The following is a 22,911-nucleotide window of genomic DNA, read 5'->3' on the forward strand; positions in this document are numbered from 1 at the left end:
AGATGAGCAAGCGGGCTTTCCTATTTGGGCCGCCGCAGATAGACTGTGCTCATGCTACAGATTCACCAGTTTCCCTGCCTCTCCGACAATTACGGATATCTCGTCCACGATCCCGCCAGCGGCGAGACGACCTGCATCGATACGCCAGATGCCAAGGAGTATCTCAAACAGGCCGATGCGAAGGGTTGGACGATCACCCACATCTGGAACACCCATTGGCATCCGGACCATGCCGGCGGCAATGAAGAGATCAAAGCGGCGACCGGCTGCACCGTGATCGGCCCTGCAGAAGTTGAAAAGATTGCGAAGCCCGATGTCATCATCAAACACAGTGATACAGTCTCGCTAGGTGAATTTACGGGCGATGTGATCGACGTAAGTGGCCACACCAACGGCCATATTGCGATTCACATTGCCGAGGCTGGCATTGCCTTTGTCGGCGATGCTGTGTTTGCTTTGGGCTGCGGGCGGATGTTCGAAGGCACGCCGGAGCAATTTTGGGCCAGCTTGGAACGGATCAAAGCGCTTCCGCCGGAGACCACGCTCTATTGCGCGCATGAATACACACAGGCGAATGCCAAGTTTGCGCTGCATGCCGATCCGGAGAACACTGCCCTCGCCGATTACGCGGCCGAGATTGATCGTAAGCGCGCTGAGAACACGCCCACTGTGCCAATGGGGCTTGCGCGTGAGCTCGACACCAACCCTTTCCTGCGCGCCGACAATCCGGCTCTGATGGCAAAATGGGGCGGTGACACGCCCGAGGCGACCTTCGCAGCGCTCCGGGCGGGCAAGGATAATTTCTAAGCCTTATGCGGGCCCTCCAAGTCACATCGCTAAGCTCTGACCTTTCAGGCTGCGAGTTAGTCGACTTGCCCGTGCCTAAGCGCAGACCGGGTGAAGCGCTGGTTCGCATCCATGCCACATCGCTCAACTTCCCCGATCTGCTGATGACGCGCGGAGAATATCAGTTCAAACCCGAACCGCCCTTCATCTCCGGTATGGAACTATCCGGCGAAGTGATCGCGGTCGATACCGACAGTTCCCTCGCAGTCGGTGATCGGGTCATGGGCGGGTCAAAGACCGGCGCGATGGCAGGATATGCTGCAGTGCCCGAGCGCAATCTACGCCTTGTCCCAGAGGGTTTGGACTATCCCAAAGCCGCCGCTCTCGGCGCGGCCTACACTACGGCATACACGGCGCTGGTAGAGCAAGGAGCGCTCGAAGCTGGTCAGTGGGTTCTTGTACATGGGGCCAGCGGCGGCGTTTCGTTAGCCGCAATTGATCTGGCCAAGTCGCTCGGCGCGAAAGTGATCGCTGCGACTGGTTCACCCGAAAAAATGGAGCGGATTGGCGCGCTATACGCACCCGATGCCGTGATCGAGAGCGTAGGCCGCTTTCGTGAACAGGTCGCCGAGATCACCGATGGCAAGCTATGCGACTTGGTATTGGATACGGTCGGTGGTGACATATTCGATGAGAGCACGCGCTGTGTGGCCTTCGCAGGAAAGCTGCTGGTAGTGGGCTTTGTGGGCGGGCGCATCGCCGACATCGCGACTAACATTCCGCTGATCAAAGGTTTCTCTGTCGTCGGAGTGCGCGCGGGTGAATATGCTCGCCGCTTTCCGGATCGCGGCAAGAGTATTGCGGATGAAGTCTCGCGTATGGCCAGCGCCGGACAGATCACCCCCGCCATCGATAGAGCGCTGCCGCTTTCCGAATGGCGTCAGGCGTTTGAAGCGATGGCGAACCGCGAATTGGTAGGCAAAGTCATTCTCATACCGTGATCCCCTGCGAAGGCAGCGGCCTCAGTCAGCTTGGCGCAAGTTATACCGAGAGTCCGGCCTTCGCCGAAACTCGGTGCAAACGAAAAAGGCGGCCCAACGGACCGCCCTTAGCTCTTTGATATTGTCAGAAAATTAGATACCCGCAATCACCTGGTCGGCAAGCTTGCCGTCAGCAGCTGCGTCATGCTTCTTCGCAATCAGCTCTTTGGAAGCAACGGTCGCAGCGTTGGCAGCACGAGCGCGAACATCGTCCACCGCATCACGTTCCGCAGCGGCGATCTTGTCTTCCGCCATTTTCTTGCGGCGGGCCACCATCGCTTTGCTGTCTTCTTCAGCCTTGGCAACGATTGCTTCGGCTTCTTTTTGCGCGCCTTCCATCATTGCTTCGGCGTCTTTTTCGGCACCAGCAATTTTCGCGGCATATTCGTTACGAAGTGCTTCCGCCTCGGCGCGCAGCTTCTTCGCTTCGTCGAGCTGTTCGCGGATCGCGGCAATCTTGTTGTCGAGGCCGCCCGTGATCATGCCGGGGACTTTCTTCCACAGCATGACAAGGATCAGCACGGCCATCGAAATCGACACGATGACGTAAGGCTCCATGCCCCATAGCGCCGGACCACCTGAATCTACGGGTGCACCGATACCGACAGACAAGACGTTCAACGAGCTATGCATTGGTCATCGCTTTCTTCACAGCGGACTTGGCACTCGCCGCAGTCACTTCAACACCAGCGAGCCGCTTAACGATATCCTGTGCGGCTTCCGCGGCAACCGCTTCAACTTCGGTCAGCGCGGCAGTGCGTGCTTCTTCAATCTCGACTTCTGCTTTCGCAAGCTTGGTATCGAGACGCTTCTGCGCCGCAGCCAGTTTCTTTTCGCTTGCGGCGGCGGCATCAGCCTTCGCCTTGGCGATTACAGCCTGAGCTTCAGCGCGATTTTCATTCTCGCGCTTGCGCCATGCCTCTTCTTCTTCGTCAGCCTGATTACGCGCAGCTTCCGCAGCGGCCAGATCGCTGGCGATCTGATCGTCGCGCTGGGCAACGGTTTCCATGACACGCGGTACCATACCGCGGCCGACAACGAAGAAGACAAACCCAAAGGTCACCAGCAACCAGAAAATCTGGCTGGAATAGGTTTCCATTATCTGAGCTATCTGAGGCATAGGATCAGGTCCCGGCTTTTAGCAGAGGAATACCAAGCCGGCCCGGCCGAAGCCGGGCCGGCTTGGTGATATGTTAGGCGACGAAGATCAGGATCATCGCGACGACGAACGCCAGCAGGCCGAGAAGCTCGGCTGCGGCGAAGCCGATGAACAGGCGGCCTTGTTGACCATCTGCTGCGCCTGGATTGCGAAGTGCGCTCTCGAGGAACGAACCGAAGACGTTACCAACACCGATAGCGGCCATGCCGGCACCGATAGCGGCGAGACCTGCGCCGATGAGCTTTGCTGCTGCTGGATCCATTGTACTTACTCCTTAGAAAAATCTGTAATTGTTTATCAGTAACTTAATGACGACGTCGTCTTAGTGAAGATGCTCGGCGTCGTTGATGTACAGTGACGTCAACAGCGCGAAAACATATGCCTGAATGCCCGCGACCAGAATTTCCAGCGCGCTGATGCCAACCATCAAAATGAAGCTGGGGACCGCAACCAGTGCCGCAAATCCTGCACCTGCATTGGTACCGTCGATCACGAAGCTCGACAGAACTTTGAGCAGAACGTGCCCCGCCATCATCGCAACGAACAAACGTAGCGCGAGGCTGAACGGACGGACCAGGAACGAGATCAACTCGATCGGGAAAATGATCGGAATCATCGGCAGCGGCGTGCCATGCGGCACGAACAGGCTGAAAAACTTGATGCCGTGCTTCCAGAAACCGACGATGAGGACGATCGAGAAACTGATGATCGCAAGAACGCCGGTGACGGTAAAGTGGCTGGTAAAGGTGAACGGGTGGACCCCGATAAGACCCAGCGGAAGAAGACCGAGTAGGTTGGCGAACAGGATAAACATGAACAGGCTGAAGATATAGGGCACATATTTGCGCCCCGCTTTGCCCACATTCGCTTCCAGCATATCATCGATGAAACCGGTAAAGGTCTCAACCATCATTTGCCAACGGCCAGGCACAAGCTCGCGCTTCATGCCGCCCACAACGAATAAGGTCAGCACGATTGTCGTGATAACCATCCACATCGCACTGTTCGTAAAGGCGATATTGAATCCCGCGAGTTCCCACGAATTCGAACCCATCAAGGGCTCGATCGCGAACTGCTTCATCGGATCGACTTTGCCTTCTTCGGCTGCCACGTCTGAACGTCCCTACGCGTTAAGAGCAATCGCTGCGGTTATTCACCCTTAGGTGGGTCATCCGACTGCGTGCTCGCCATTCGAAAAATGTTCCTGAAAGCAACGATTATCCCGAGGAACAATCCCACCAACAGACCCCAGGGCGATGTACCGGCGAAATAGTCAATCGTTACGCCGATAATCACACCGCCGAGAATACCACCAAGCAGATCCGCCAATACCCGGTTTCCGCTGCGATAATTCGCATCGGTTCCCGAGCTTTGCGGCCGGTTGCGTTCACTTTCACGCTCTTTCGCGGCTTTGAGCCGCGCTTCGAGCGCATCAATGCGCGCATCCTCGGCGATAGGTTCCCGTGCGGGCTTCTCGTCGCTCATGTCTTGCTCCTATTTGAGGGGTACACGACACGGGCAAATAAGCTGCCCGCCGAGGGCGAGGCCCCCTTAGGCGGGGGGTGTTTTGAAGTCAACCGGCGCAATCTCGCACCTGCAACATTTTTGGGGTAAATCGGCTTAATACGCTTTTATCGTACTTCAGACCCCGGCGCAGCGACTATCGCGGATTGGTGGGGCACTGGTGCGGGTCTGCCACGAACCATCAGGGGCCTGATATTTTTCACCCGGCACGGTGCGTGCAATGGCCTTACAGCCGGAAGTGAAAGCAAATTGCTCGATAGTCGAGCCGCTGCTCGACGCGTTCTCGGTATATACCTCGCGCCGCTGGATATTGATGTTGGTGACGATACGCGTCAATGCGGGCGTCTCTGTACCGACTATCCCGAGATAGCCGTCCATCTTTTCACCCACTTGGCCTGCAGCACGTGCGGCGGCATAGGCGGGATCGCGCTGCGCATAGGCGGTGCCCGCGAGCCCGGTCAGCGCGATTGCCGCTGCCGCCAAAATTGTCAGTGACTTTTTCATCGTCGTACCTTTCGTCCAGCCATCGTCAGAAGATGTCTGCGTTTTCTTCAATCGCCTTATCCGCGTCTTCCGCAAGGCTCAGCACCACGTCAGCGGTGATATTAATGTTCAACTCGATCACAATGGGCTCTGTCGGTGCATTCACGGTAATACAGCCGCTCAGCACCAAAACCCCTAATATCGCCGATGCCGCCGATATCGTGCGCCTTTTCCCGTTCATCTGCATCCCCTGTATGATGCGAGGTGTTGCAGCCTGTCCGCTCAAGGTCAATTCAAGCCTGTTCATGGCAGTTCCTCGCTGTCTGAAGTCTGAATGGTCGATTCATCTGGTTTAATCGCGTCCGGTGTTGGACTGTTTGGTAAAGCGGGCATTTCCGGCGCAGGCGCGCGCCGTGCTGCGGGAATAAACCGCTTTCCATCTTCCGAAATGCGCCCGAGCTCTGCCGGGATCGCGATTGTCGCCGGGTCGTAAATGGCCCGCATCACTTCGGGCAATTTGTAAAATGGCGCCTTGATGTTGACGTTGAACTGGATCGGCAGATCAGCGAGCTGGCGGGTTATGAAATTCTGCTTGGTGCCCTCGCCCTGACGGACACCCTTGATGGCCAGCTTGGTTACGATATCGCCCGTAAGCGGCCCTGCAATATCAATCCGCATGGAAGTATAATCCAGACTTTTTAGTGTGTTAAAGGCGTAATTGGCCATCGGTGAGAGGTCTTCGTAAGTCAGCTCACCAACGTAAGACACATTGCCGCCGGCGCGCGATTGCAACTGCCCGCCCTCGACCTGTCCAAAACCCAATTCGTCAAATACGATAGGTAGCTGGCCATCGAACACGCCTTTCGCGGAGAGGTTGCTAAGCTCCATGTTCTCGACAAAGATCGCCGAATCGAGACCTTCAACGGCGAGAACGTAGCGGCGCCGTTCGACAGCACTCAGATTGAGGTTCACCGGACGCAAAGTCAGCGTGCCGCCCATGAATGGCCAAGTGCCGCCCGTTACGCCCAGGAATTGGCCGTCCCGCAGACTGAAGCCTATTTCGCCATCAACCGCTTCGATCCCCGGATTGACCGATGCAACTTTGATCCGCTGGTCGGGTGCCGTCGTAAGGCTGAGCAGATCGACAAACTCAACCGTGCCCGATGCCCCGCGCACGGGACCGAATAGGGCGGCAAGATCAAGCGATTCGGACGAGAATGCACCGTAACTGGTGACCTCTTGCGCGTTCCAGTCGACCCGGCCGCTACCAGTGACGAGGCCTTTGACATTGGCCACAACGCCCTTAGCCAACTCCGTCAGATCTTCCGGCTGAAGAGTATCGTCGAACAATACACCATCGACAGCCAAATCGGCAAAGCCGGTACTGTCATTCAGATTGTGCCGGATCGCGATATCGCTGATCGCACGGTCGCTTTCCGGCGCGCGCAATGTGGCGTTGGCCTGAATCACATTGTCGGCAAGCGTCAAAGTTGCACCGCGCGCGACAAACGGGAAATAGCGGGGCTCTGGCGCACGGTCGACGAGAGTGAACTGCCCATTGGTAATCGTCAGAACACCATCAGTGTACTCCCATTCGCCGGAGCTCTGCTGCAGGTCGATAGGCACGGCGAAAAGCCCGATATCTGCGCCTGAGAATGATCCCGCGACCCCTTCACCCAGTCTCGCGACGAGATCGGATATAATAAACCGGCTGGCCTCTTCTTCGGGGCCAAGCGCAATATTCAGAGCCTTAGCCGAAGCAACGCCGGGATAAGCCAGCCCCACAGGACCGCTGGACAGCCGAATAGGCGTTCCGGCCAGTGTTCCGGACAGGTCTAGCGATGGAGCGCCAGCGGCGATTCGCAACCCGCTCGCATTCTGGGTTACAATCGCGCGCCCTTTTGCCGGACACAAAGTCACGCTGCGGCTCGACAATGCAAGATTGGCAAAGGCGAGGCTATCGAAGCCGATCTGTGTGCATTGCCGCCACAGCTGCAGGCCCGCAACCGAACTCCAACTACCATCGACAGGCAATGAAAGACTGCGCGCAGCGCCACCAGGCAGCGGACCGCTCGCAGTTACATTGCCGGCGAAAGTAATTGCACCGGACGCATTTTGTGTGACCAGCATTTCCGGCAAGGCAATGCTGCTATCCCCTGCAGAATACCTGTCCATCCGGACACGGAAAACCGACTGCCCTGATCCGGTGAACTCCATCCGCCCAACCAGCGGTGGTAAGTCGCGTCCGCCAACGCGGAAATTGCCCGACACTCTTGGCGTACGCGCACCGTTCTGCGCATATTGCAGGCGCGATAGCGACAGAAGCTGAGAACCGCCCTGCCCGCGCAATGTCGCTTGCGGAATGACGAGCGATCGCACGTCACCCTCTTGCCGCCCGATCAGACTTGCTTGCAAAGTGGTATCGCGCACTTCGCGGATCAAAGCACCGCTCAGCTTGGCAATCAGGGGTTGGAGCAGCGTGCCCTCGGTTGCGGTTTCGAGTTCCGTCAGCTGAACGGTCGCGCCATCGCTGATCGTTACTGCGGAGCCAGCGACGTCAGCCTGCAATTCGGCAGTGCTGAAGTCGTCCCGCATACGCAGGCTGCCGTCCACTTCCAGCGACCGCGCCGCGACTTGCTGCGAAGTCAATGCATCGGCAGTAATCATGAAGCGGGAGTCCAGCTTGTCGTCCTTAAACGCAATACTAAGCGGTCCTGAAAGCCGGTTCATCCTGACCACTGCACCGTCAAGCAGGCCGGTTGATAGAGTTCCATCAACCGAAATGCCCGCAAAATCTGCGTCTATCTGTGTGGAGGCTTGGTAGCCGAAGTCTTGCAACACCACTCCGCTTTCGGGGCAGCGCAAAGACGCAATTCGAACCGGACCTTCCAAGCTGATCTTACCGGAGGACGTCGCAATATCACCATAAAGGCTGGCCTGTTCCGCGCTGCAGCCGCCATATTGGGCTTCAGGAGCTACAGCCGCGACGATGCCTGCGAAACCACCATCAAGCCGTCCCGCACCCTCGGCTTTGAGCCCGATGTCGCCATAGTCGCTTTCGATTAACGCGCGCCCATCGACCAGATTCACATCCCAAGCCGGCAATCCGGCAGGGTCGTCAGATTCAGCAAAAATGATTGTGTCGAGACTGCCAAAACTCAGCGCATTATCGACAAATGACCCGTAAAGCCGTGGCCTTATCAGCGTTATTCGGCCAATCTCGGGCACGCCGAAACCATAGGCGAGCGCAATTTCAGCCCGTTCGATCGTCAGATCCGGATCATCCGGATCGCCAACCACGATATTGGTCAATACCTGCCTATCGGTCGAAATATCCTCGATCGTGTAGGTCGCTGGTAGATCCAGACCCGCAAGCTGTTCGCCGATCAGATCGCGAGCGAGCTGCTCTCGCATAGTCCAGCCGTAAATCACCAGAGCAAACAGGATAATCAGAAGGCCGAACACGACACGATATATACAGCGGCGTTTCTTCAGCACCGGTGCCGGAGCCTCCATTTCCGCATCTATGTCCGCTTGCGACGCCATCGCTCGCTACTTGCGCGTTGGGCGCAGCAAAGGCAATGCAGTACAGCAACCAACGCAGGACCAATTGTGGCGCAAGCAGGCGAAAACACATCAAAACATGGTGGTGCCGGTCACCGCGCGCGGTTGCGCAAGCGTTTGCTGGAAGGCGGCGCCGAAGCTCTCGCCGATTACGAAGTGCTGGAATATTTGCTGTTTGCCGCGATTAAGCAGGGCGACACGAAGCCTGTTGCAAAGGCGCTGATCGCGCGCTTCGGTTCGCTGTCAGGCGTGCTCAATGCGGAAGCGGGCGCCCTGACCGATGTGAAAGGCGTCGGTGAAACCAGCGCGGCTGCTCTCAAAAGCGTCGCTCTTGCCGCGAGGCGCATGGCCCGCAGTGAAGTCTCACAAAAGCCGGTTCTAGGGAGTTGGCAGGCCCTGCTCGACTATCTCACTATCGATATGGCGCATCTAACGGTCGAGCGCGTGCGGGTACTCTATCTTAACGCACAAAACCGGTTGATCCTGGATCATCATGTTGGCGACGGATCTATCGATGAAGCCGCAATCCATCCGCGCGAAGTGATCCGGCGCGGTCTCGATATCGGGGCGACCGCGCTGATACTCGTCCACAATCACCCGAGCGGCAATCCCGAGCCAAGCCGCGCGGATATTCAGATCACCAATAAGATCGCCGAGGCGGGGCGCCTACTGGGCATCACCGTCCACGACCATGTGATTGTGGGCCGCGACGGGCATTCATCGCTGCGCGCCAAGGGGCTTATTTAGCGCCGGAACTCGTGCGCTACTGAGGCTCAATCCCATACAGCTTGTAGTGCTGTTCGAGATAAGGCCATTTGAGCAGCGCTTGCCGGATTTGCTCGGCACCATCCGCATTATTGCCCTGCGCCTGCATAACAATGCCCCGCATAAAGCGCGAGGCGGACAATTCGGGATTGAGTTTGAGAGCCGAATCCAGATCAGCCAGTGCTTGGTCCAACTCGCCCAATCGGTAATGGATCATCGCACGGCTATCGATTGCACTCGCCGGATTTCCAGCCCGCTCGATGGCTTTGGTGCAGATCGCCATGGCGTCATCCAGCGAGACATTGAAGATTCCGCGATACCAACACGCATCGTTAAGCAGACTGCCTGAGTCGGGTTCTTCCTCAATACGTTCCGCCAGCAGCGCCAAACCACCGTCCAGATCGCCGCCCATCGCCATTGCATAAGCGCGTTCGGACGCGAAATCGTCCAGATCCTCTTCCCCGATCGGTAACGCCTCAATCAGTGCCAGCGCCTCATCCGCCCTGCCCGTTTGCCGCAGCAAACGCGCCTCGGCGTAGGCAATGTAGTTTTCGGGCGACAATTCATATGCGGCGCGAATGTCAGCGATGGCATCATCGATGCGTCCAAGCGCCTCGTACATATCTGCCCGTGACATCAACAGGTCTGCGGTCGGCTCTTCCGCGATAATCACGCCGAGATCCTTCTGCGCATTGTCGAAGTCGTAGATCGTGTTGAAGAATTGCGCGCGGGATTGCAGCGGGCCGAACTCGTCATCATCAGCCTCTGCGACCGCCATATCGTAACGCTTCCGCGCCGATGCCGTCAGCGTATCCAAAGCCGCGCGATCACGTTCCCAGCGCCGGACGCTGTTTGTCGGCGCATCGACTGTAAGATCCGCTTTGGTGAGCTTTAGCGAGGCCAGCCGCGCTGCCGGAATATCTTCAGGCGCGATCTCCCCCAGACCGTTCACTTGTTGTTGTTCAAAAGTGAAGCGCCCGTCTTCCAGAGACGCATTCCGGATCACCCGTGTATTGGCGTAACCTTGATCGAGCGACTGGTCGCCGTTGATCGTATAATCATCGGCATTGCCAGGAAGCAAAACCGAATTCATCATGATTGAACGGCTGGGACCACGCGTCGCGACGGGAATATTCTTCCATTTCGGACGCGCGCGGTTTGGTGAGAACGCACGTTGCCGCCCGATCCCGTCCGCTTCCATCGTCAATTCGCCCTTGTCATAGTCGAACATGGGCTGGGAAACGCCTTCCATCTTAATGGAACCCATTGCCAATTCGTCATCATAGGCAAACTCGACCGAGCTGATTTGCCCGATACCCATCGAGCCGCCCGACATATTGCGCCAGCGTTTCTCGGTTTCGGGATCACCCTCGTCGACGATGGCCTTGAACTGCGCGCCGGCAGCGCCGAACATCTGCATTTCGACGGAAATCAGTGCAGGCAAATCGACACCTGCCGAGTGATCGGCCTCCAGCTTTATTACCACATTCGCGCTGGACATTGGGCGGTCGGTCATTGGCACCAACCCAGCCCCGCCGGGTTTCAACGGCAAAGCGTAATGAAACGCGGGGACCGTATCCATATTGGTGATACGGGTCGCGGTGGTCGTACCATCGAGCCAGTAATCCGTGCCATTCACATTTGCGCGCACGATCATGTGATCAAAGGATGCTGGTAATGGCAGCAATTCCGGCGTCGCATCGCCGCCGCGTGTCGCCACCAAAACCACGTCGGACTCGATACCCATATATTGTAGCAGAGCGAGCAACAGGACCGATTTGGCTTTGCAATCGCCGTAGCGCTTTTCCCATGTATCTTCCGCGCTTTGCGGCAGATAGTTACCACCATCCAGACCATCGAGCAGATAGCTCACCTGATCCTGCACCATACGCACGGCCAGCTCTGTGCGTTTCAACGGGTCATCCGTTTTGGCCATGATTGCCTTGGCTTCGCTGGCGACGGCACCATCGTCTGACAATTCCGCAGCTGCAGTGAAATGCGGCTCCATTACTTGCGACAATTCCTGCCAGCTATCGAAGCTGCCCGCGCGCAATATCGGTGCGCGGCGGAAACGTGATGGTGCGTCACCCGGAAAATCTTCGCGCTTTGCCAGGGGCAAATCGATGGTCAAATATTCAAAGCCATCGCGCACTTCCAAATCGGGCACTTCGACGTCCGGCCCTGCCTGATAGGTGATGCCCGAATCTTTCGGCCAACTCATCACGACGCGCGATTGCCCCACCCGGTAGGGCTCGGACGGCAAATATTGCAGCGCCTGCATTTCATCGCCTAGCGCCTGATCGTCGATTGTGATGGTGTGCGCCACGCGGAGTAAATCATCTTCTTGCAATTTCGGCACAGCCAAAGTCGCGGTCAGCCGGCCATCCAGCAAACGCCGTTCCAGCCCTTGTTCCCGCCGCAGAATTTCAAATTCTGTTCCCTCTGCGATGAGATCGATCACTTCATCGCCGCGGATAATCTCGAGCCTGTGAACAAACAGGTCACCCTTGTCCGGCGCCCATGTCATCTTGAGCGTCCCTTCGGACGTTAGGGCCTGCAGATTGTCAATACGGACAATCCGATCATGATATTCATGCACCGTGCCGCCTTCGAGCCGGTATTGCCAATCGACCAACACTTCAGAAGGGCCATCGGCAACGCTGCTCATATCGATTTCAGCGACATCGACCCAGGCCGGAACATCTTCATACAAAACAACTTCGCCGGCATAGGCTGGTGCCGAGATGGCAATAATTGCGAAAGCGCTGATGCCAGCGAATGTGTTCATGAAGAGCCCCTAAAGAAAACCAGACAGCCGGCGATGATGTCAACTGCTGCAAAACAACCTACAGACTGAATGCCCCCATGCAATGAATATTCGGCAGGTCAGCCGGTCTATTTCACGATAGATCAGCTATTTACTATTCTATCGACCGATTAGACGCGGCGAGCCCCTTGCCATTGCAGGGTGCGCGCCCTAGCCGCCTGCGCTAATACAGCACCGAACAGAATCACCTCCGGAGTATCCCATGGTCCCGCGTTATGCCCGCCCCGCAATGTCTGCCATCTGGGAGGCGGAAGCGCGCTACAAAATCTGGTTCGAGATTGAAGCACACGCAACCGAGAAACTGGGCGAACTCGGCGTAGTTCCGGAAAGTGCGGCGAAAGCGCTGTGGGATTGGTGGGCGACTGATCCGGTCATCGACGTGCCTGCTATCGACGCCATCGAAGCGGTAACCAAGCATGATGTGATCGCCTTCCTGACATGGGTAGCCGAGCAAGTCGGTGACGAAGCCCGCTTCATGCATCAGGGCATGACCAGCTCGGACGTACTCGACACCACGCTCGCGGTCCAGTTGGCCCGCTCTGCGGACATATTGCTGGAAGACCTCGATCTGCTGCTCGCCGCGATTAAACGCCGCGCGGAGGAGCACAAATACACGCCCACCATCGGCCGCAGCCATGGCATCCACGCTGAGCCGGTGACCTTCGGCTTGAAGCTGGCGCAGGCCTATGCCGAGTTTGATCGCTGCAAAACACGTCTTATCGCTGCACGCGAAGAAATCGCCACCTGCGCGATCTCCGGCGCGGTTGGCACATTCGCCAATATCGACCCCAGCGTCGAAGCACATGTCGCGGAGCAGCTGGGGCTGGCCATCGAGCCGATTTCTACGCAAGTCATTCCGCGTGATCGCCATGCGATGTTTTTCTCGACCCTGGCCGTGATCGCTGGCTCAATTGAGCGTGTCGCGGTCGAAGTCCGCCATCTTCAGCGCACCGAAGTGCTTGAAGCGGAAGAATATTTCTCTCCCGGGCAAAAAGGCAGTTCGGCAATGCCGCATAAGCGCAATCCGATCTTGACCGAGAATCTCACCGGCCAAGCCCGGATGATCCGTGGTTATGCGGTGCCTGCTCTGGAAAACGTCGCTCTGTGGCACGAGCGGGATATCTCGCACTCTTCGGTCGAGCGCTTCATCGGACCCGACGCCACAATCACTCTCGACTTTGCGCTGGGGCGTCTTACCGGCGTGATCGATAAGCTGCTCATTTATCCCGAACGTATGCAGAAAAACATGGACCGAATGGGCGGTCTGATTCATTCCCAACGTGTGCTGCTCGCACTAACGCAGGCCGGTGTCAGCCGCGAAGATGCGTACCGGCTCGTCCAACGCAACGCGATGAAAGTATGGGAATCCGACGGTGCGGTCGCGCTGCTGGATTTGCTCAAAGCGGATCAGGAAGTGACCGCCGCATTGTCGGTCGAGGACATCGAATCGAAGTTCGATCTCGATTACCATTTCAAGCAAGTCGACACGATTTTCGCGCGCGTGTTTGGCTGACGACACTGCCGTGAAGTCGGCACCGCGAGTCGTGCCCTTCACTTCGCAAGACAACCCGCCTAGCATCCCCACAACGCTAACGGAGTAACGCAATGAGAATCGTTCGTACCATCCTGTGGATCATATTGGCGGTGGTGGTAACGATCTTTGTCTATGTGAACTGGGGCGAATCCCACAATGTGATCATCTGGCCGCGCGAAGGTGGCAAGAGCATCCTGTTCGACTGGCCAGTCGGGTTCATCGCCATCGTGTTCTTTCTCGCAGGCTTCCTGCCTATGTGGCTGTTCCATCGCGGCGTGAAATGGCGCCTTAACCGCCGGATCAAGACACTTGAGAACGCCGCACATGCTGCCGCTGTATCGCCGCCTGTACAATCCGCTCCAACACCCGTTGACCCAACATCTGTTGAATCGCCCGACTCCGCTGAGAAACTAAAACCAACGCCAACTCCATCGAGCCAACCATGAGCAATCCGGTCTATGTCGCGCTGGACCTGCCGCAGCTGGAGGCGGCCAAAGCCCTTGCGGAAAAGGTCAAAGCGCATGTCGGCGGAGTAAAGCTCGGCCTCGAATTCTTCTGTGCGCACGGATCGCATGGCGTCCATGAAATCGCGCAAGTCGGACTACCGATTTTCCTCGATCTGAAACTGCACGACATTCCCAATACGGTCGCGGGCGCAATGCAGGCGATTCATGTGCTGGAACCCTCTATCGTCACAGTTCACGCCAGCGGCGGTCGCGCTATGTTGGAAGACGCGAAAGCCGCAGCCAGCGAACATACCAAGGTTGTCGCAGTCACGATGCTCACCAGCCTCGACGAACGCGATCTCGTGCGGACCGGCGTTGGCGGTACACCGCATGACCACGTTATGCGCCTGACCGAACTCGCGCATGACTCGGGCATCGACGGCATCGTCTGCTCCGGCCAGGAAGTCGCCGCTGCGCACAAGCAATGGAAAGATGGTTTCTTCGTCGTCCCCGGCCTGCGCCCGGCAGGAAGCGCAGCAGGTGACCAGAAACGCGTCGTTAGCCCGCGCAAGGCTCGCGATGACGGGGCCAGTGTGCTGGTCATCGGACGGCCAATCAGCCGCGCAGCCGATCCGGTGCAGGCAGCGCGGGACATCGAAGCGACGCTGTAACAAGGCTCTCGGAATGACCGCAGCAGTGGCTACCTATGTGATCCCACCATCCGGTGAAATATCGATATGAAGCGTATGGCGCACAGCTTGTTTTCGGCGATTCTCTTTGCTGCCACGCTTGCGGTGACAGGCTGCACCTATCGCGAAATACGCCCCTCTATAGCCATCCAAGAGGCCGAGCGCGCCGATATCATCCGTTTTGCGGGGCTAAGTTTCCAGCAGCTTGCTCCGACCGTCTGGCAACATACATCTTACCTTGATCTGCCGGGCTTCGGCGCGGTGCCATCTAACGGGCTGATCGTGGTGCACGGTGACACATCCATATTGGTAGACACGGGCTGGACTGCGTCCCAGACCGATGTGATCATCGCATGGGCCGCGAGTGAGCTGAACCGCCCTATCCGCGCCGCAGTGATCACTCATGCGCATAGCGATGCCATGGGCGGCATTGATGCGCTGCATAGCGCCGGTGTCGCCACCTATGCGCATCCGATGACCAACCGTATCGCGCCGGACAAACAGCTAACGCCGGCGCAGAACAAGTTGATATTTGATGGTGACGGATGGGCGAGAAACCCGGAGGATATGTCCCTTGCGCCGCTGCGCCTTTATTATCCGGGGCCCGGCCATACTACCGATAACATAACAGTCGGCGTTATGGGCACATCTGTCGCGTTCGCAGGAGGCTTGATAAAGGGATCAGACGCCAAATCGCTTGGCAATTTGAAAGACGCGAACACAGACTATTACGCACAGGCGGTTCGTAACTTTGAAACCGCATTTCCAGATGCCAGCGTCATTGCCATGAGCAACTCGACCGCCGAAGACCGCGATGCGATTGAGCGTACGTTGAAGTTGGCAAAGGAGCTTTAGCACATGACTGATATCGCAACGCCCAACCTGCCTTCGCGCGATCTATTCCGGATCGACATCATCGATTAATTCAACGTTTGCGCCTTCTCTGTTCTCGGATGACTCGCGCAAAAGTGTGCGCATCATGTCCGGCGAATCCACGTGATACCCTGCCACTTTGATGATGTCGCCAACCCGTTCCAATGTAAATATCTCTACGCCTGTGCCGCGCTCGAATTGCGTTTGCATTGTGATTACCAGGAAATTCCCTTGCGGCACTTTCTCCAGTTTCCAACCGGACTGGGTGCTTTCCACATTCTTCCCAAGTATCCGCCTGATATTGGCAAGCAAGTCGAGGAAATCCTCTTTCTTGATCGCCTTCTTCATCTTTGAAGACGACCGAGCCCATATATCCTCAAATTCGCGGGCATCGTAGTGAAACTGGAAGTTCCGGACTTCGGTTTGTCCTTCTTCGATATTTTCCTGAACACCGCAGGCCGCCAAAATCAGTGTAGCAAAAAAAACGATGAAGGCCCTTGGTATCCAGTTTGTCATTAGCACCCCGAGAATGTATATGTCTTTGTTGTTGCCTACTTTCCTGTGAACCTGCAAGCCTCGGCCCCCTTGTCTTGCGTATTTGGTCGTCTAAGTGCTCACTTCTGATGACCACTCAAATCAAAATCTGCGGAATCACCACCTCCGAAGCAATGAGCGCAGCTCTTGATGCAGGCGCAACGCATATCGGGCTTGTATATTTCGAGCCCAGCCCGCGCCATATTGCATTGCCCGATGCATCCCGGCTGAGGGCGATGGCGCGCGGGAGAGCGAAGGCAGTTCTATTGCTCGTCAATGCCGACATCGAGACTACATCGCGCGCAATAGAGGCTGTGAAGCCCGATGTGATCCAGTTCCACGGCAATGAAACACCCGAATGGTGCGCTCTGGTTAGTGACCAGTTGAAGCTGGAGGTGTGGAAAGCGCTGGGAGTCAAAGACGCACCAACCCTCGCAAAATCTGCCCGTTATGACGGTAAAGTCGACCGGCTGTTGTTTGATGCCCCGGCTAAGGCGCTACCCGGAGGTACAGGCACGAGCTTCGACTGGAGCTTGCTGACCGAATTCGACCATCAGATGCCATGGGGTCTTGCCGGAGGTCTTACTCCCGACAATGTAGCGGAAGCGATCAGGCAAACCGGTACGGGGCTGGTCGACACGTCATCGGGTGTAGAGAGCGCACCAGGCGTCAAAGACGAGGCAAAAATTAGAGCATTCTGTGAGGCAGTTCGCGCCGCCTGAATCGAAAAGGGCGGCCCAAAAGAGCCGCCCTTCCCGTATTAGATTTGATCTGGAAGCTTAGAAACGCATTCCGAGCCCGACTGCGACGCCACGGTAGTTGGGGTTGCCACCATTCGCTAGGAATTCGCGATATTCCATCTTTCCGTAAAGGCTCTCGCCAAACGGAACTTGGAAACCGCCGCCAACGCTCCAAGCATCGCCGCATGTAGCGCATGGCTTGGTCTGATAACCGCCGGCCACGTACAGCTTGCCTCCACCTTCGGTAACCACCCCAAGGCGGGCACTGCCGCCTACGGTCACGCGGGTGTTGTTAGCAAATATCTTGTCTGCGGAGGCTTCGATACCCATAAAACCGCCCTTGCCGAAATCATAATCATAGCCGGCACCAATACCGCCGAAAAAGTCGGAATCGCCGCCACCGATGAGGATACCGGTACGCCCTTCAACACGGACTTCTCCATTTGCGCCGTCGCTGTCCTGTGCGAATACTGGCGAGGCGAAGGCTGCCGTTGCAGCAGCCACTATAATTGCAAAATTGCGCATGAAATAAATTCCTTTTTCAATAGCCGTCTCGGCCATTCAAGAAAAACAAGTTATCTCGCCCGTCTGAAAGTGCAACGAAATTGAATGCCAAAGAAGTTGAACGAATTTGATTGTGACAATTTCGCCACTTCGGGCGGACTGTATCACGAATGTGCTGGCGCTCACGACACAAACGGAAAAGGGCGGCCTAAAAGAGCCGCCCTTCCCGATCGTGATTCAAGCGTTTCTTAGAATTTGAAGCCAACACCCACAACACCTTGATGGCGCGATAGGTCAAGCCCGGTCAACGCGCCGCCGATGCGGAGTTCACCATAGTCGCTGTAGCGATACTCGCCGCGAACAAATGCCGATTCGCCCAAGGGGAATTCTGCACCAACGCCCAGACGGAATCCGTCGAGATCATCGGCAAGCTCTACCAGCGTGGTGCCATCATCATATTCGCTGCCGATACGGGCATTGGTGTAGCCACCTTTGGCATAGACGATGCCGCCGCCGCCAAGCGATGCGCCGACGCGAACGCCAACATACAGATCACGCTCCGCACCGATCTCGACACGGTCACCAGCGATCAGGACGTTCGTGTCGCTAGCGCCGACCGAAGAATCGGCATATTCGGCTTCGATACCGACCACTGCGCCGCCAAGATCGAAATCGTATCCTGCGGTAACGCCGTAGAGGATGTCTTCTTCGCTTCCGTCTTCGATATTGACGCTGTCGATACCGGTGATGATAGCCACGCGCGCGCCAGTAGCGTCATCGCTATCCTGCGCCAAAGCTGGTGTTGCGCCAACAACGGCAATCGCCGCAGCGGTGAGTGTAAGTCCAATCTTACGCATAGAAAATTCCTTTCAATTCAAACCGTCCGGGTAAAGGGGGTGAACGGCGTGGGGAATTATGTCGGCCCTCAAACCTGAACTTCAACTGACAAATTTCACGAAAGGATACATTTTTGAATATGTCGCATTAATGCAACTATACGTTAATTGGAGATACAGAATTGTAATCAAAGTGACCGCTGGACAGGCCAGCTGAGCTCTGCCAATCGGGTCCCATGAACGCCCCTAATTCCTACCGCACCCAACCTGACGATAATGGCCATTTTGGCGATTATGGCGGGCGCTATGTAGCCGAAACCTTAATGCCGCTGATCCTCGATCTGGAGCGCGAATATCGTGCTGCCCAGGCGGACCCTGCATTTCAGGCAGAATTCGACGATCTGCTTGAACATTATGTCGGCCGCCCCAGTCCACTCTATTTCGCCGAACGGTTGACTGAGGCTGTCGGAGGGGCACAGGTGTGGTTTAAGCGCGACGAGCTCAACCATACCGGCGCGCATAAGATCAACAATTGTATCGGGCAGATCCTGCTTGCGATCCGCATGGGCAAGACGCGGATTATCGCCGAAACCGGCGCGGGCCAGCACGGTGTGGCCACAGCCACCGTCTGCGCACGCTTCGGCCTGCCCTGCGTGATCTATATGGGGGCCGAGGACGTGAAACGGCAATCGCCCAATGTGTTCCGCATGAAGCTGCTCGGCGCGGAAGTTGTCCCCGTCACCAGCGGCGGCGCGACGCTTAAGGATGCAATGAATGAGGGGCTGCGCGATTGGGTCGCGAATGTGCATGACACCTTCTACATTATCGGCACCGCTGCTGGCCCGCATCCCTACCCCGAAATGGTCCGCGATTTCCAAAGCGTTATTGGCAAAGAGGCGCGCGCGCAGATGCTGGATCGCACGGGCCGCCTACCAGACTTGCTGGTCGCTTGTATTGGCGGGGGATCGAACGCGCTCGGACTGTTCCACCCGTTTCTTGATGATCCCGATGTAAAAATGCTCGGCGTGGAGGCAGCGGGCCACGGCCTCGATGGAGACGAACACGCCGCCAGCCTCATGGGCGGCGCCCCCGGCGTGCTCCACGGAAACAAAACCTATCTGCTGCAGGACGAGGATGGCCAGATCACCGAAGGCCACTCGATCAGCGCGGGCCTCGACTATCCCGGCATCGGCCCCGAACACGCCTGGCTGAAAGAAAGCGGCCGTGTGGATTACACTGCCGTGACCGACAAAGAGGCGCTGGAAGGCTTCCAACTCCTGTGCCGTACCGAGGGCATTATCCCCGCTTTGGAGCCAAGCCATGCGATTGCGGCAGTGGCGAAAGTGGCGAAGGAAATGCCGGACGATGCGATCATCCTCGCGAACCTATGCGGGCGCGGCGACAAGGATATCTTCACCGTGGCAGAGGCGCTTGGGGTGGAGATTTGAGGCGCGATTGGCGACTTCTTCTGTCCCTGCCGCTTTTGATGGCGTCAGCGATCTTGACGATACTTCACTTTACTCGATCAGCAGATTGGTTCTTTGCTTGGGCAGCTCATGACGAGCAAGCGATACAAGACAAGTTTGGCGTGATTTCCCCGCCAGACTGTATCTATGATTGTTACGGCTGGGGCAGGTATCCGGGAGACTATTACGCATGGCCTGCATTCATAATGTTCGTAGCCGCAATCGGACTGGTGGCGTGGGCGTGGTGGAAACCGAAGTCGTGACATCTTTCGGAGCGAACTCCCTGACAACCGTCATCCCCGACTTGATCGGGGATCCAGCTTACTTCTGGCTTGGAAAGAAGAAGCTGGATTATCTTCGGGCGGCTTCACCCCCTCGTTTTCCCGGGAATGAGAATGCGGGCATGATGATATGAATATCGACCTGAGACGCCTTGGATGGGCTTTGGCCATGATCGGACTGGCTTTGGCGTTGATCGCGTCGGTCTTCGGCGTCAAAAACGACTGGCTGATTACAACTGCCCTATTGTTCTTTTTCGGAGGTTTTGCGCTATTGGGTGTTAGCGCAATTATTCGCCTTAAACGCGGACAATTAAGGCTGCGACCATGGCTTGCCCTGAAACAAGGGTTTATGTTTTTCCTACTCTTTTTAGGCATTCGGCTAGCATATATGTGGTGGGTTCCGAGTTTTGAGCAAAGCTTAAGCGAAGCGATTTTTGTAAGCGCCTTCACGGGAATTTGTTTCGGTCTTTGGCAGTCGGCCTACCGCAAGCCTTGACGACCGCAAAAACTGCAATTGGGGTGGCGGCGTGGACGTGGTGAGAACCGAGGTTATGATCTCAATCCAAGTTAACACTCCCTCAACCGTCATCCCCGACTTGATCGGGAATCCAGCTTCTTCCGGCGCAGAGCAGAAGGCAGCGGGACCCCTGCTCAGAGGCCGGGGTGACGATAGAGGCCGGGCGGCGAAATTGGGGTTTCGATTTACAAACTCCGATGTGTTGTCGAATATGGATGGAGTTTGGGAACGTTTGACCGAGATTGTTTTAGAGATGGGGTATTCCCCTCCCCCAACCCCCTCCCCTAAAGGTGAGGGGGCTTAGCTGGTGATGCATACGTTCTGTCCTACATCTCAATTTTAGTGCATATGCGTATCGATGAAACCCACGTACTCAATCAGCGCAATTTGCCCGAAAATCCCCACCCGCAACCAACGAACTTTTTTACTCTAGAACTGTGTTCCATGTGTTCCATCCTGTAGGACTTCACGAGAATAAATGACCCAATCCAACCGCATCTCCTCTGCCTTCTCTTCGCCCGCACTCGTTGCGTTTCTCACCGCTGGCGATGGAAACACCGCGGCGAATCTGGACGCTCTCGTCGAAGGCGGTGCGGATGTGATCGAGCTTGGCATGCCCTTCACCGATCCGATGGCCGATGGGCCTGCGATCCAGAAGGCAAACCTCCGCGCGCTGGCGAAACGGACGACAACGGCTGATATCTTTGCCATCGCTGAACAGTTCCGGCTGCGGCACCCGGACGTTCCGCTGATTCTGATGGGCTATGCCAATCCGATGATCCGGCGCGGGCCTGAGTGGTTTGCGGAGGAATGCGAGCGTGCCGGTGTCGATGGCGTAATCTGCGTCGATATTCCGCCCGAGGAAGATGCTGCGCTTGGCCCTGCCCTGCGCGCCAAAGGGGTTGCGCCAATCCGGCTGGCCACACCCACCACCGATGCCGCGCGTTTGCCGCAGGTGCTCGAGGGGTCGGGCGGGTTTGTCTATTATGTCTCGGTCGCAGGCATCACCGGATTGCAGCAGGCGGCCACCGCATCCATCGAAGATGCCGTCGCCAAGCTAAAAGCCGCCACTGATCTACCGATCGCGGTCGGCTTCGGCGTTCGCACGCCCGAGCAAGCCAGCGCCATTGCCAAAGTCGCCGATGGCGTCGTGGTAGGCTCTGCCCTGGTGGAATTGGTCGAACAGCATGGCGATAATGCCCCGGCTGCGCTAAAGGAGCTGACTTCGGCACTTGCCGATGCAGTACACAACGCACGGTAATATAACCGTCATTGCGAGGCGACGCAGTCGCCGCGGCAATCCAGAGCAAAGCGCTCTGCCATTCTGGATTGCTTCGTCGCTTCGCTTCTCGCAATGACGACAAAAATAGAATAGGCTTTAGAAATGAACTGGCTTACCCGCGTCCGCAACTCGCTCCCCTTCCAGTCGAAGCGCGAAACCAATGACAATCTGTGGGTCAAATGCCCCAATTGTCAGGAGATGCTGTTCGCCAAGGAATATGAGGAAAATCAGCAGGTTTGCATGCGCTGTGACCATCACGGGCGGATCGGCGCTGATGAGCGTCTGAAGCAGTTGCTCGATATCGGCTTTGACATGCTGGAGCAGCCTGAGGTTCAGGAAGACCCGCTGAAGTTCAAAGATTCAAAGAAATATACCGAGCGGTTGAAACAAGCGCGCGCCAAAAACCCGCACCGCGATGCCTTCAGCGTCGGTTCGGGCCAGATCGAGGGCCGCGACGCGGTGGTCGGCGTACAGGATTTCGGTTTTATGGGCGGATCAATGGGTATGGCCGTGGGTACCGCGTTCTGCGCTGGCGCTGAACGCGCCTTGACCCGCAAGTGCGCTTACATCGTGGTAACAGCGGCAGGTGGGGCGCGGATGCAGGAGGGCATTCTCAGCCTGATGCAAATGCCCAAAGCGACCGTGATGACCCGCCGCCTGCACGAGGCCGGCCTGCCCTACATCGTGGTGCTGACCGACCCGACCACGGGCGGCGTAACCGCAAGCTATGCAATGCTCGGCGATATCCATATCGCAGAGCCCGGCGCCTTGATCGGCTTTGCCGGACAGCGCGTGATCCAGGACACTATCCGCGAGCAATTGCCCGAAGGCTTCCAACGCGCCGAATATCTGCGCAAGCACGGCATGGTCGATATGGTCGTTCACCGCCACGAATTGCGCGATACTCTGGCCAATCTGCTCGACTTTTTACAGGGCGAGCCAAAGGGCGAAAAGGCGGCTTAGCTAATACACCTCCCTCTTCTATAGAGGAGGGATAGCGAGACTTGGAGAACGCAGTGAACCTAGTCGCAGCAGGGAGGTGCTTTAGCTCGAACGACACG

24 protein-coding genes are annotated in these 22,911 nt (G+C 56.9%); 12 read left to right on the top strand and 12 right to left on the bottom strand.

The annotated features are described in order from the left end of the window. The first annotated feature begins 51 nt into the window (after positions 1-51). The gene (gene gloB, locus GRI35_RS10745) at positions 52-807 is read left to right on the top strand and encodes a hydroxyacylglutathione hydrolase (protein WP_160614158.1); all 756 of its coding nucleotides are present in this window, start codon (positions 52-54) and stop codon (positions 805-807) included. Between the two features lie 5 nt (positions 808-812). Beyond that, entirely contained in the window at positions 813-1,787 is a 975-nt protein-coding gene (locus tag GRI35_RS10750; protein ID WP_160614159.1) for an NADPH:quinone oxidoreductase family protein, read from the top strand. Positions 1,788-1,919: 132 nt separating this feature from the next. On the opposite strand, the gene GRI35_RS10755 is transcribed toward GRI35_RS10750, so the two are convergent. The 8 genes from GRI35_RS10755 to GRI35_RS10790 all read right to left on the bottom strand — a co-directional run bounded on the left by GRI35_RS10755 (position 1,920) and on the right by GRI35_RS10790 (position 8,538). Continuing rightward, entirely contained in the window at positions 1,920-2,459 is a 540-nt protein-coding gene (locus tag GRI35_RS10755; RefSeq protein ID WP_160614160.1) for a F0F1 ATP synthase subunit B family protein, read from the bottom strand. After that, entirely contained in the window at positions 2,452-2,946 is a 495-nt protein-coding gene (locus GRI35_RS10760; protein ID WP_160614161.1) for a F0F1 ATP synthase subunit B family protein, read from the bottom strand. Before GRI35_RS10760 ends, GRI35_RS10755 begins: the two co-directional genes overlap by 8 nt. A gap of 73 nt (positions 2,947-3,019) precedes the next feature. Beyond that, positions 3,020-3,247, bottom strand: coding sequence for a F0F1 ATP synthase subunit C (locus GRI35_RS10765; RefSeq protein WP_160603973.1), 228 nt, complete (start codon positions 3,245-3,247; stop codon positions 3,020-3,022). A gap of 60 nt (positions 3,248-3,307) precedes the next feature. After that, on the bottom strand, positions 3,308-4,066 hold the full coding sequence (locus tag GRI35_RS10770; protein WP_160614868.1) for a F0F1 ATP synthase subunit A: 759 nt from the start codon (positions 4,064-4,066) through the stop codon (positions 3,308-3,310). Between the two features lie 68 nt (positions 4,067-4,134). Further along, entirely contained in the window at positions 4,135-4,470 is a 336-nt protein-coding gene (locus tag GRI35_RS10775; protein ID WP_160614162.1) for an AtpZ/AtpI family protein, read from the bottom strand. 156 nt (positions 4,471-4,626) lie between these two features. Further along, positions 4,627-5,013: a YdbL family protein gene (locus tag GRI35_RS10780; protein WP_160614163.1), complete on the bottom strand. Its 387-nt coding sequence runs from the start codon at positions 5,011-5,013 to the stop codon at positions 4,627-4,629. A 25-nt stretch (positions 5,014-5,038) separates the two neighbouring features. Continuing rightward, complete coding sequence (locus tag GRI35_RS10785) at positions 5,039-5,299, bottom strand: YnbE family lipoprotein (RefSeq protein ID WP_160614164.1); 261 nt, start codon at positions 5,297-5,299, stop codon at positions 5,039-5,041. Next, entirely contained in the window at positions 5,296-8,538 is a 3,243-nt protein-coding gene (locus tag GRI35_RS10790; RefSeq protein ID WP_160614165.1) for an intermembrane phospholipid transport protein YdbH family protein, read from the bottom strand. The genes GRI35_RS10785 and GRI35_RS10790 overlap by 4 nt, the downstream gene beginning before the upstream one ends. 66 nt (positions 8,539-8,604) lie before the next feature. On the opposite strand from GRI35_RS10790, the gene radC reads away from it, so the two are divergent. Further along, a complete protein-coding gene (radC, locus tag GRI35_RS10795; RefSeq protein WP_160614166.1) occupies positions 8,605-9,303 on the top strand; it encodes a RadC family protein in 699 nt (232 codons plus the stop codon). Positions 9,304-9,319: 16 nt separating this feature from the next. On the opposite strand, the gene GRI35_RS10800 is transcribed toward radC, so the two are convergent. Beyond that, positions 9,320-12,109, bottom strand: coding sequence for a DUF3857 domain-containing protein (locus GRI35_RS10800; protein WP_160614167.1), 2,790 nt, complete (start codon positions 12,107-12,109; stop codon positions 9,320-9,322). A gap of 241 nt (positions 12,110-12,350) precedes the next feature. Between GRI35_RS10800 and purB the strand changes: the two genes are divergently transcribed. From purB to bla, 4 genes are all read left to right on the top strand, one after another. Beyond that, positions 12,351-13,661, top strand: a complete 1,311-nt coding sequence (gene purB / locus GRI35_RS10805) for an adenylosuccinate lyase (RefSeq protein WP_160614168.1) — start codon at positions 12,351-12,353, stop codon at positions 13,659-13,661. Between the two features lie 92 nt (positions 13,662-13,753). Beyond that, positions 13,754-14,128 carry a LapA family protein gene (locus tag GRI35_RS10810; protein ID WP_160614169.1) on the top strand — a complete coding sequence of 125 codons (375 nt, stop codon included), beginning with the start codon at positions 13,754-13,756 and terminating at the stop codon, positions 14,126-14,128. After that, the gene (gene pyrF / locus GRI35_RS10815) at positions 14,125-14,799 is read left to right on the top strand and encodes an orotidine-5'-phosphate decarboxylase (RefSeq protein WP_160614170.1); all 675 of its coding nucleotides are present in this window, start codon (positions 14,125-14,127) and stop codon (positions 14,797-14,799) included. The genes GRI35_RS10810 and pyrF overlap by 4 nt, the downstream gene beginning before the upstream one ends. A gap of 60 nt (positions 14,800-14,859) precedes the next feature. Further along, positions 14,860-15,672 (top strand): subclass B1 metallo-beta-lactamase, encoded by an 813-nt coding sequence (gene bla / locus GRI35_RS10820; RefSeq protein WP_407985168.1) that lies wholly within the window; start codon positions 14,860-14,862, stop codon positions 15,670-15,672. A 42-nt stretch (positions 15,673-15,714) separates the two neighbouring features. Here bla and GRI35_RS10825 read toward each other — a convergent pair whose 3' ends face one another. Continuing rightward, the gene (locus GRI35_RS10825) at positions 15,715-16,206 is read right to left on the bottom strand and encodes a DUF4019 domain-containing protein (RefSeq protein ID WP_160614172.1); all 492 of its coding nucleotides are present in this window, start codon (positions 16,204-16,206) and stop codon (positions 15,715-15,717) included. Positions 16,207-16,313: 107 nt separating this feature from the next. On the opposite strand from GRI35_RS10825, the gene GRI35_RS10830 reads away from it, so the two are divergent. Continuing rightward, complete coding sequence (locus GRI35_RS10830; RefSeq protein WP_160614173.1) at positions 16,314-16,946, top strand: phosphoribosylanthranilate isomerase; 633 nt, start codon at positions 16,314-16,316, stop codon at positions 16,944-16,946. Positions 16,947-17,003: 57 nt separating this feature from the next. Here the strand turns inward: GRI35_RS10830 and GRI35_RS10835 are convergent, their stop codons facing one another. Continuing rightward, the gene (locus GRI35_RS10835; protein ID WP_160614174.1) at positions 17,004-17,489 is read right to left on the bottom strand and encodes a hypothetical protein; all 486 of its coding nucleotides are present in this window, start codon (positions 17,487-17,489) and stop codon (positions 17,004-17,006) included. Positions 17,490-17,716: 227 nt separating this feature from the next. After that, a complete protein-coding gene (locus tag GRI35_RS10840) occupies positions 17,717-18,325 on the bottom strand; it encodes an outer membrane protein (protein ID WP_160614175.1) in 609 nt (202 codons plus the stop codon). Positions 18,326-18,540: 215 nt separating this feature from the next. Here GRI35_RS10840 and trpB point away from each other — a divergent pair, with 215 nt between their 5' ends. The 4 genes from trpB to accD all read left to right on the top strand — a co-directional run bounded on the left by trpB (position 18,541) and on the right by accD (position 22,813). Beyond that, positions 18,541-19,752 carry a tryptophan synthase subunit beta gene (gene trpB / locus GRI35_RS10845; protein WP_160614176.1) on the top strand — a complete coding sequence of 404 codons (1,212 nt, stop codon included), beginning with the start codon at positions 18,541-18,543 and terminating at the stop codon, positions 19,750-19,752. Between the two features lie 429 nt (positions 19,753-20,181). After that, the gene (locus GRI35_RS10850) at positions 20,182-20,547 is read left to right on the top strand and encodes a hypothetical protein (protein WP_160614177.1); all 366 of its coding nucleotides are present in this window, start codon (positions 20,182-20,184) and stop codon (positions 20,545-20,547) included. A 499-nt stretch (positions 20,548-21,046) separates the two neighbouring features. Then, positions 21,047-21,829: a tryptophan synthase subunit alpha gene (gene trpA / locus GRI35_RS10855; RefSeq protein ID WP_160614178.1), complete on the top strand. Its 783-nt coding sequence runs from the start codon at positions 21,047-21,049 to the stop codon at positions 21,827-21,829. A 123-nt stretch (positions 21,830-21,952) separates the two neighbouring features. Further along, the gene (gene accD / locus GRI35_RS10860; RefSeq protein WP_160614179.1) at positions 21,953-22,813 is read left to right on the top strand and encodes an acetyl-CoA carboxylase, carboxyltransferase subunit beta; all 861 of its coding nucleotides are present in this window, start codon (positions 21,953-21,955) and stop codon (positions 22,811-22,813) included. Positions 22,814-22,911: the final 98 nt, after the last annotated feature.

It is taken from the genome of Pontixanthobacter aestiaquae, from assembly GCF_009827455.1.
Lineage (GTDB): Bacteria > Pseudomonadota > Alphaproteobacteria > Sphingomonadales > Sphingomonadaceae > Pontixanthobacter > Pontixanthobacter aestiaquae.

Excerpts from the sequence above, each read along its gene's own strand:
- gloB (WP_160614158.1), top strand. The coding sequence starts at position 52 with ATGCTACAGATTCACCAGTTTCCCTGCCTCTCCGACAATTACGGATAT.
- GRI35_RS10750 (WP_160614159.1), top strand. The coding sequence starts at position 813 with ATGCGGGCCCTCCAAGTCACATCGCTAAGCTCTGACCTTTCAGGCTGC.
- GRI35_RS10755 (WP_160614160.1), bottom strand. The coding sequence starts at position 2,459 with ATGCATAGCTCGTTGAACGTCTTGTCTGTCGGTATCGGTGCACCCGTA.
- GRI35_RS10760 (WP_160614161.1), bottom strand. The coding sequence starts at position 2,946 with ATGCCTCAGATAGCTCAGATAATGGAAACCTATTCCAGCCAGATTTTC.
- GRI35_RS10765 (WP_160603973.1), bottom strand. The coding sequence starts at position 3,247 with ATGGATCCAGCAGCAGCAAAGCTCATCGGCGCAGGTCTCGCCGCTATC.
- GRI35_RS10770 (WP_160614868.1), bottom strand. The coding sequence starts at position 4,066 with ATGAAGCAGTTCGCGATCGAGCCCTTGATGGGTTCGAATTCGTGGGAA.
- GRI35_RS10775 (WP_160614162.1), bottom strand. The coding sequence starts at position 4,470 with ATGAGCGACGAGAAGCCCGCACGGGAACCTATCGCCGAGGATGCGCGC.
- GRI35_RS10780 (WP_160614163.1), bottom strand. The coding sequence starts at position 5,013 with ATGAAAAAGTCACTGACAATTTTGGCGGCAGCGGCAATCGCGCTGACC.
- GRI35_RS10785 (WP_160614164.1), bottom strand. The coding sequence starts at position 5,299 with ATGAACAGGCTTGAATTGACCTTGAGCGGACAGGCTGCAACACCTCGC.
- GRI35_RS10790 (WP_160614165.1), bottom strand. The coding sequence starts at position 8,538 with ATGGCGTCGCAAGCGGACATAGATGCGGAAATGGAGGCTCCGGCACCG.
- GRI35_RS10800 (WP_160614167.1), bottom strand. The coding sequence starts at position 12,109 with ATGAACACATTCGCTGGCATCAGCGCTTTCGCAATTATTGCCATCTCG.
- purB (WP_160614168.1), top strand. The coding sequence starts at position 12,351 with ATGGTCCCGCGTTATGCCCGCCCCGCAATGTCTGCCATCTGGGAGGCG.
- GRI35_RS10810 (WP_160614169.1), top strand. The coding sequence starts at position 13,754 with ATGAGAATCGTTCGTACCATCCTGTGGATCATATTGGCGGTGGTGGTA.
- pyrF (WP_160614170.1), top strand. The coding sequence starts at position 14,125 with ATGAGCAATCCGGTCTATGTCGCGCTGGACCTGCCGCAGCTGGAGGCG.
- GRI35_RS10825 (WP_160614172.1), bottom strand. The coding sequence starts at position 16,206 with ATGACAAACTGGATACCAAGGGCCTTCATCGTTTTTTTTGCTACACTG.
- GRI35_RS10830 (WP_160614173.1), top strand. The coding sequence starts at position 16,314 with ATGACCACTCAAATCAAAATCTGCGGAATCACCACCTCCGAAGCAATG.
- GRI35_RS10835 (WP_160614174.1), bottom strand. The coding sequence starts at position 17,489 with ATGCGCAATTTTGCAATTATAGTGGCTGCTGCAACGGCAGCCTTCGCC.
- GRI35_RS10840 (WP_160614175.1), bottom strand. The coding sequence starts at position 18,325 with ATGCGTAAGATTGGACTTACACTCACCGCTGCGGCGATTGCCGTTGTT.
- trpB (WP_160614176.1), top strand. The coding sequence starts at position 18,541 with ATGAACGCCCCTAATTCCTACCGCACCCAACCTGACGATAATGGCCAT.
- GRI35_RS10850 (WP_160614177.1), top strand. The coding sequence starts at position 20,182 with ATGAATATCGACCTGAGACGCCTTGGATGGGCTTTGGCCATGATCGGA.
- trpA (WP_160614178.1), top strand. The coding sequence starts at position 21,047 with ATGACCCAATCCAACCGCATCTCCTCTGCCTTCTCTTCGCCCGCACTC.
- accD (WP_160614179.1), top strand. The coding sequence starts at position 21,953 with ATGAACTGGCTTACCCGCGTCCGCAACTCGCTCCCCTTCCAGTCGAAG.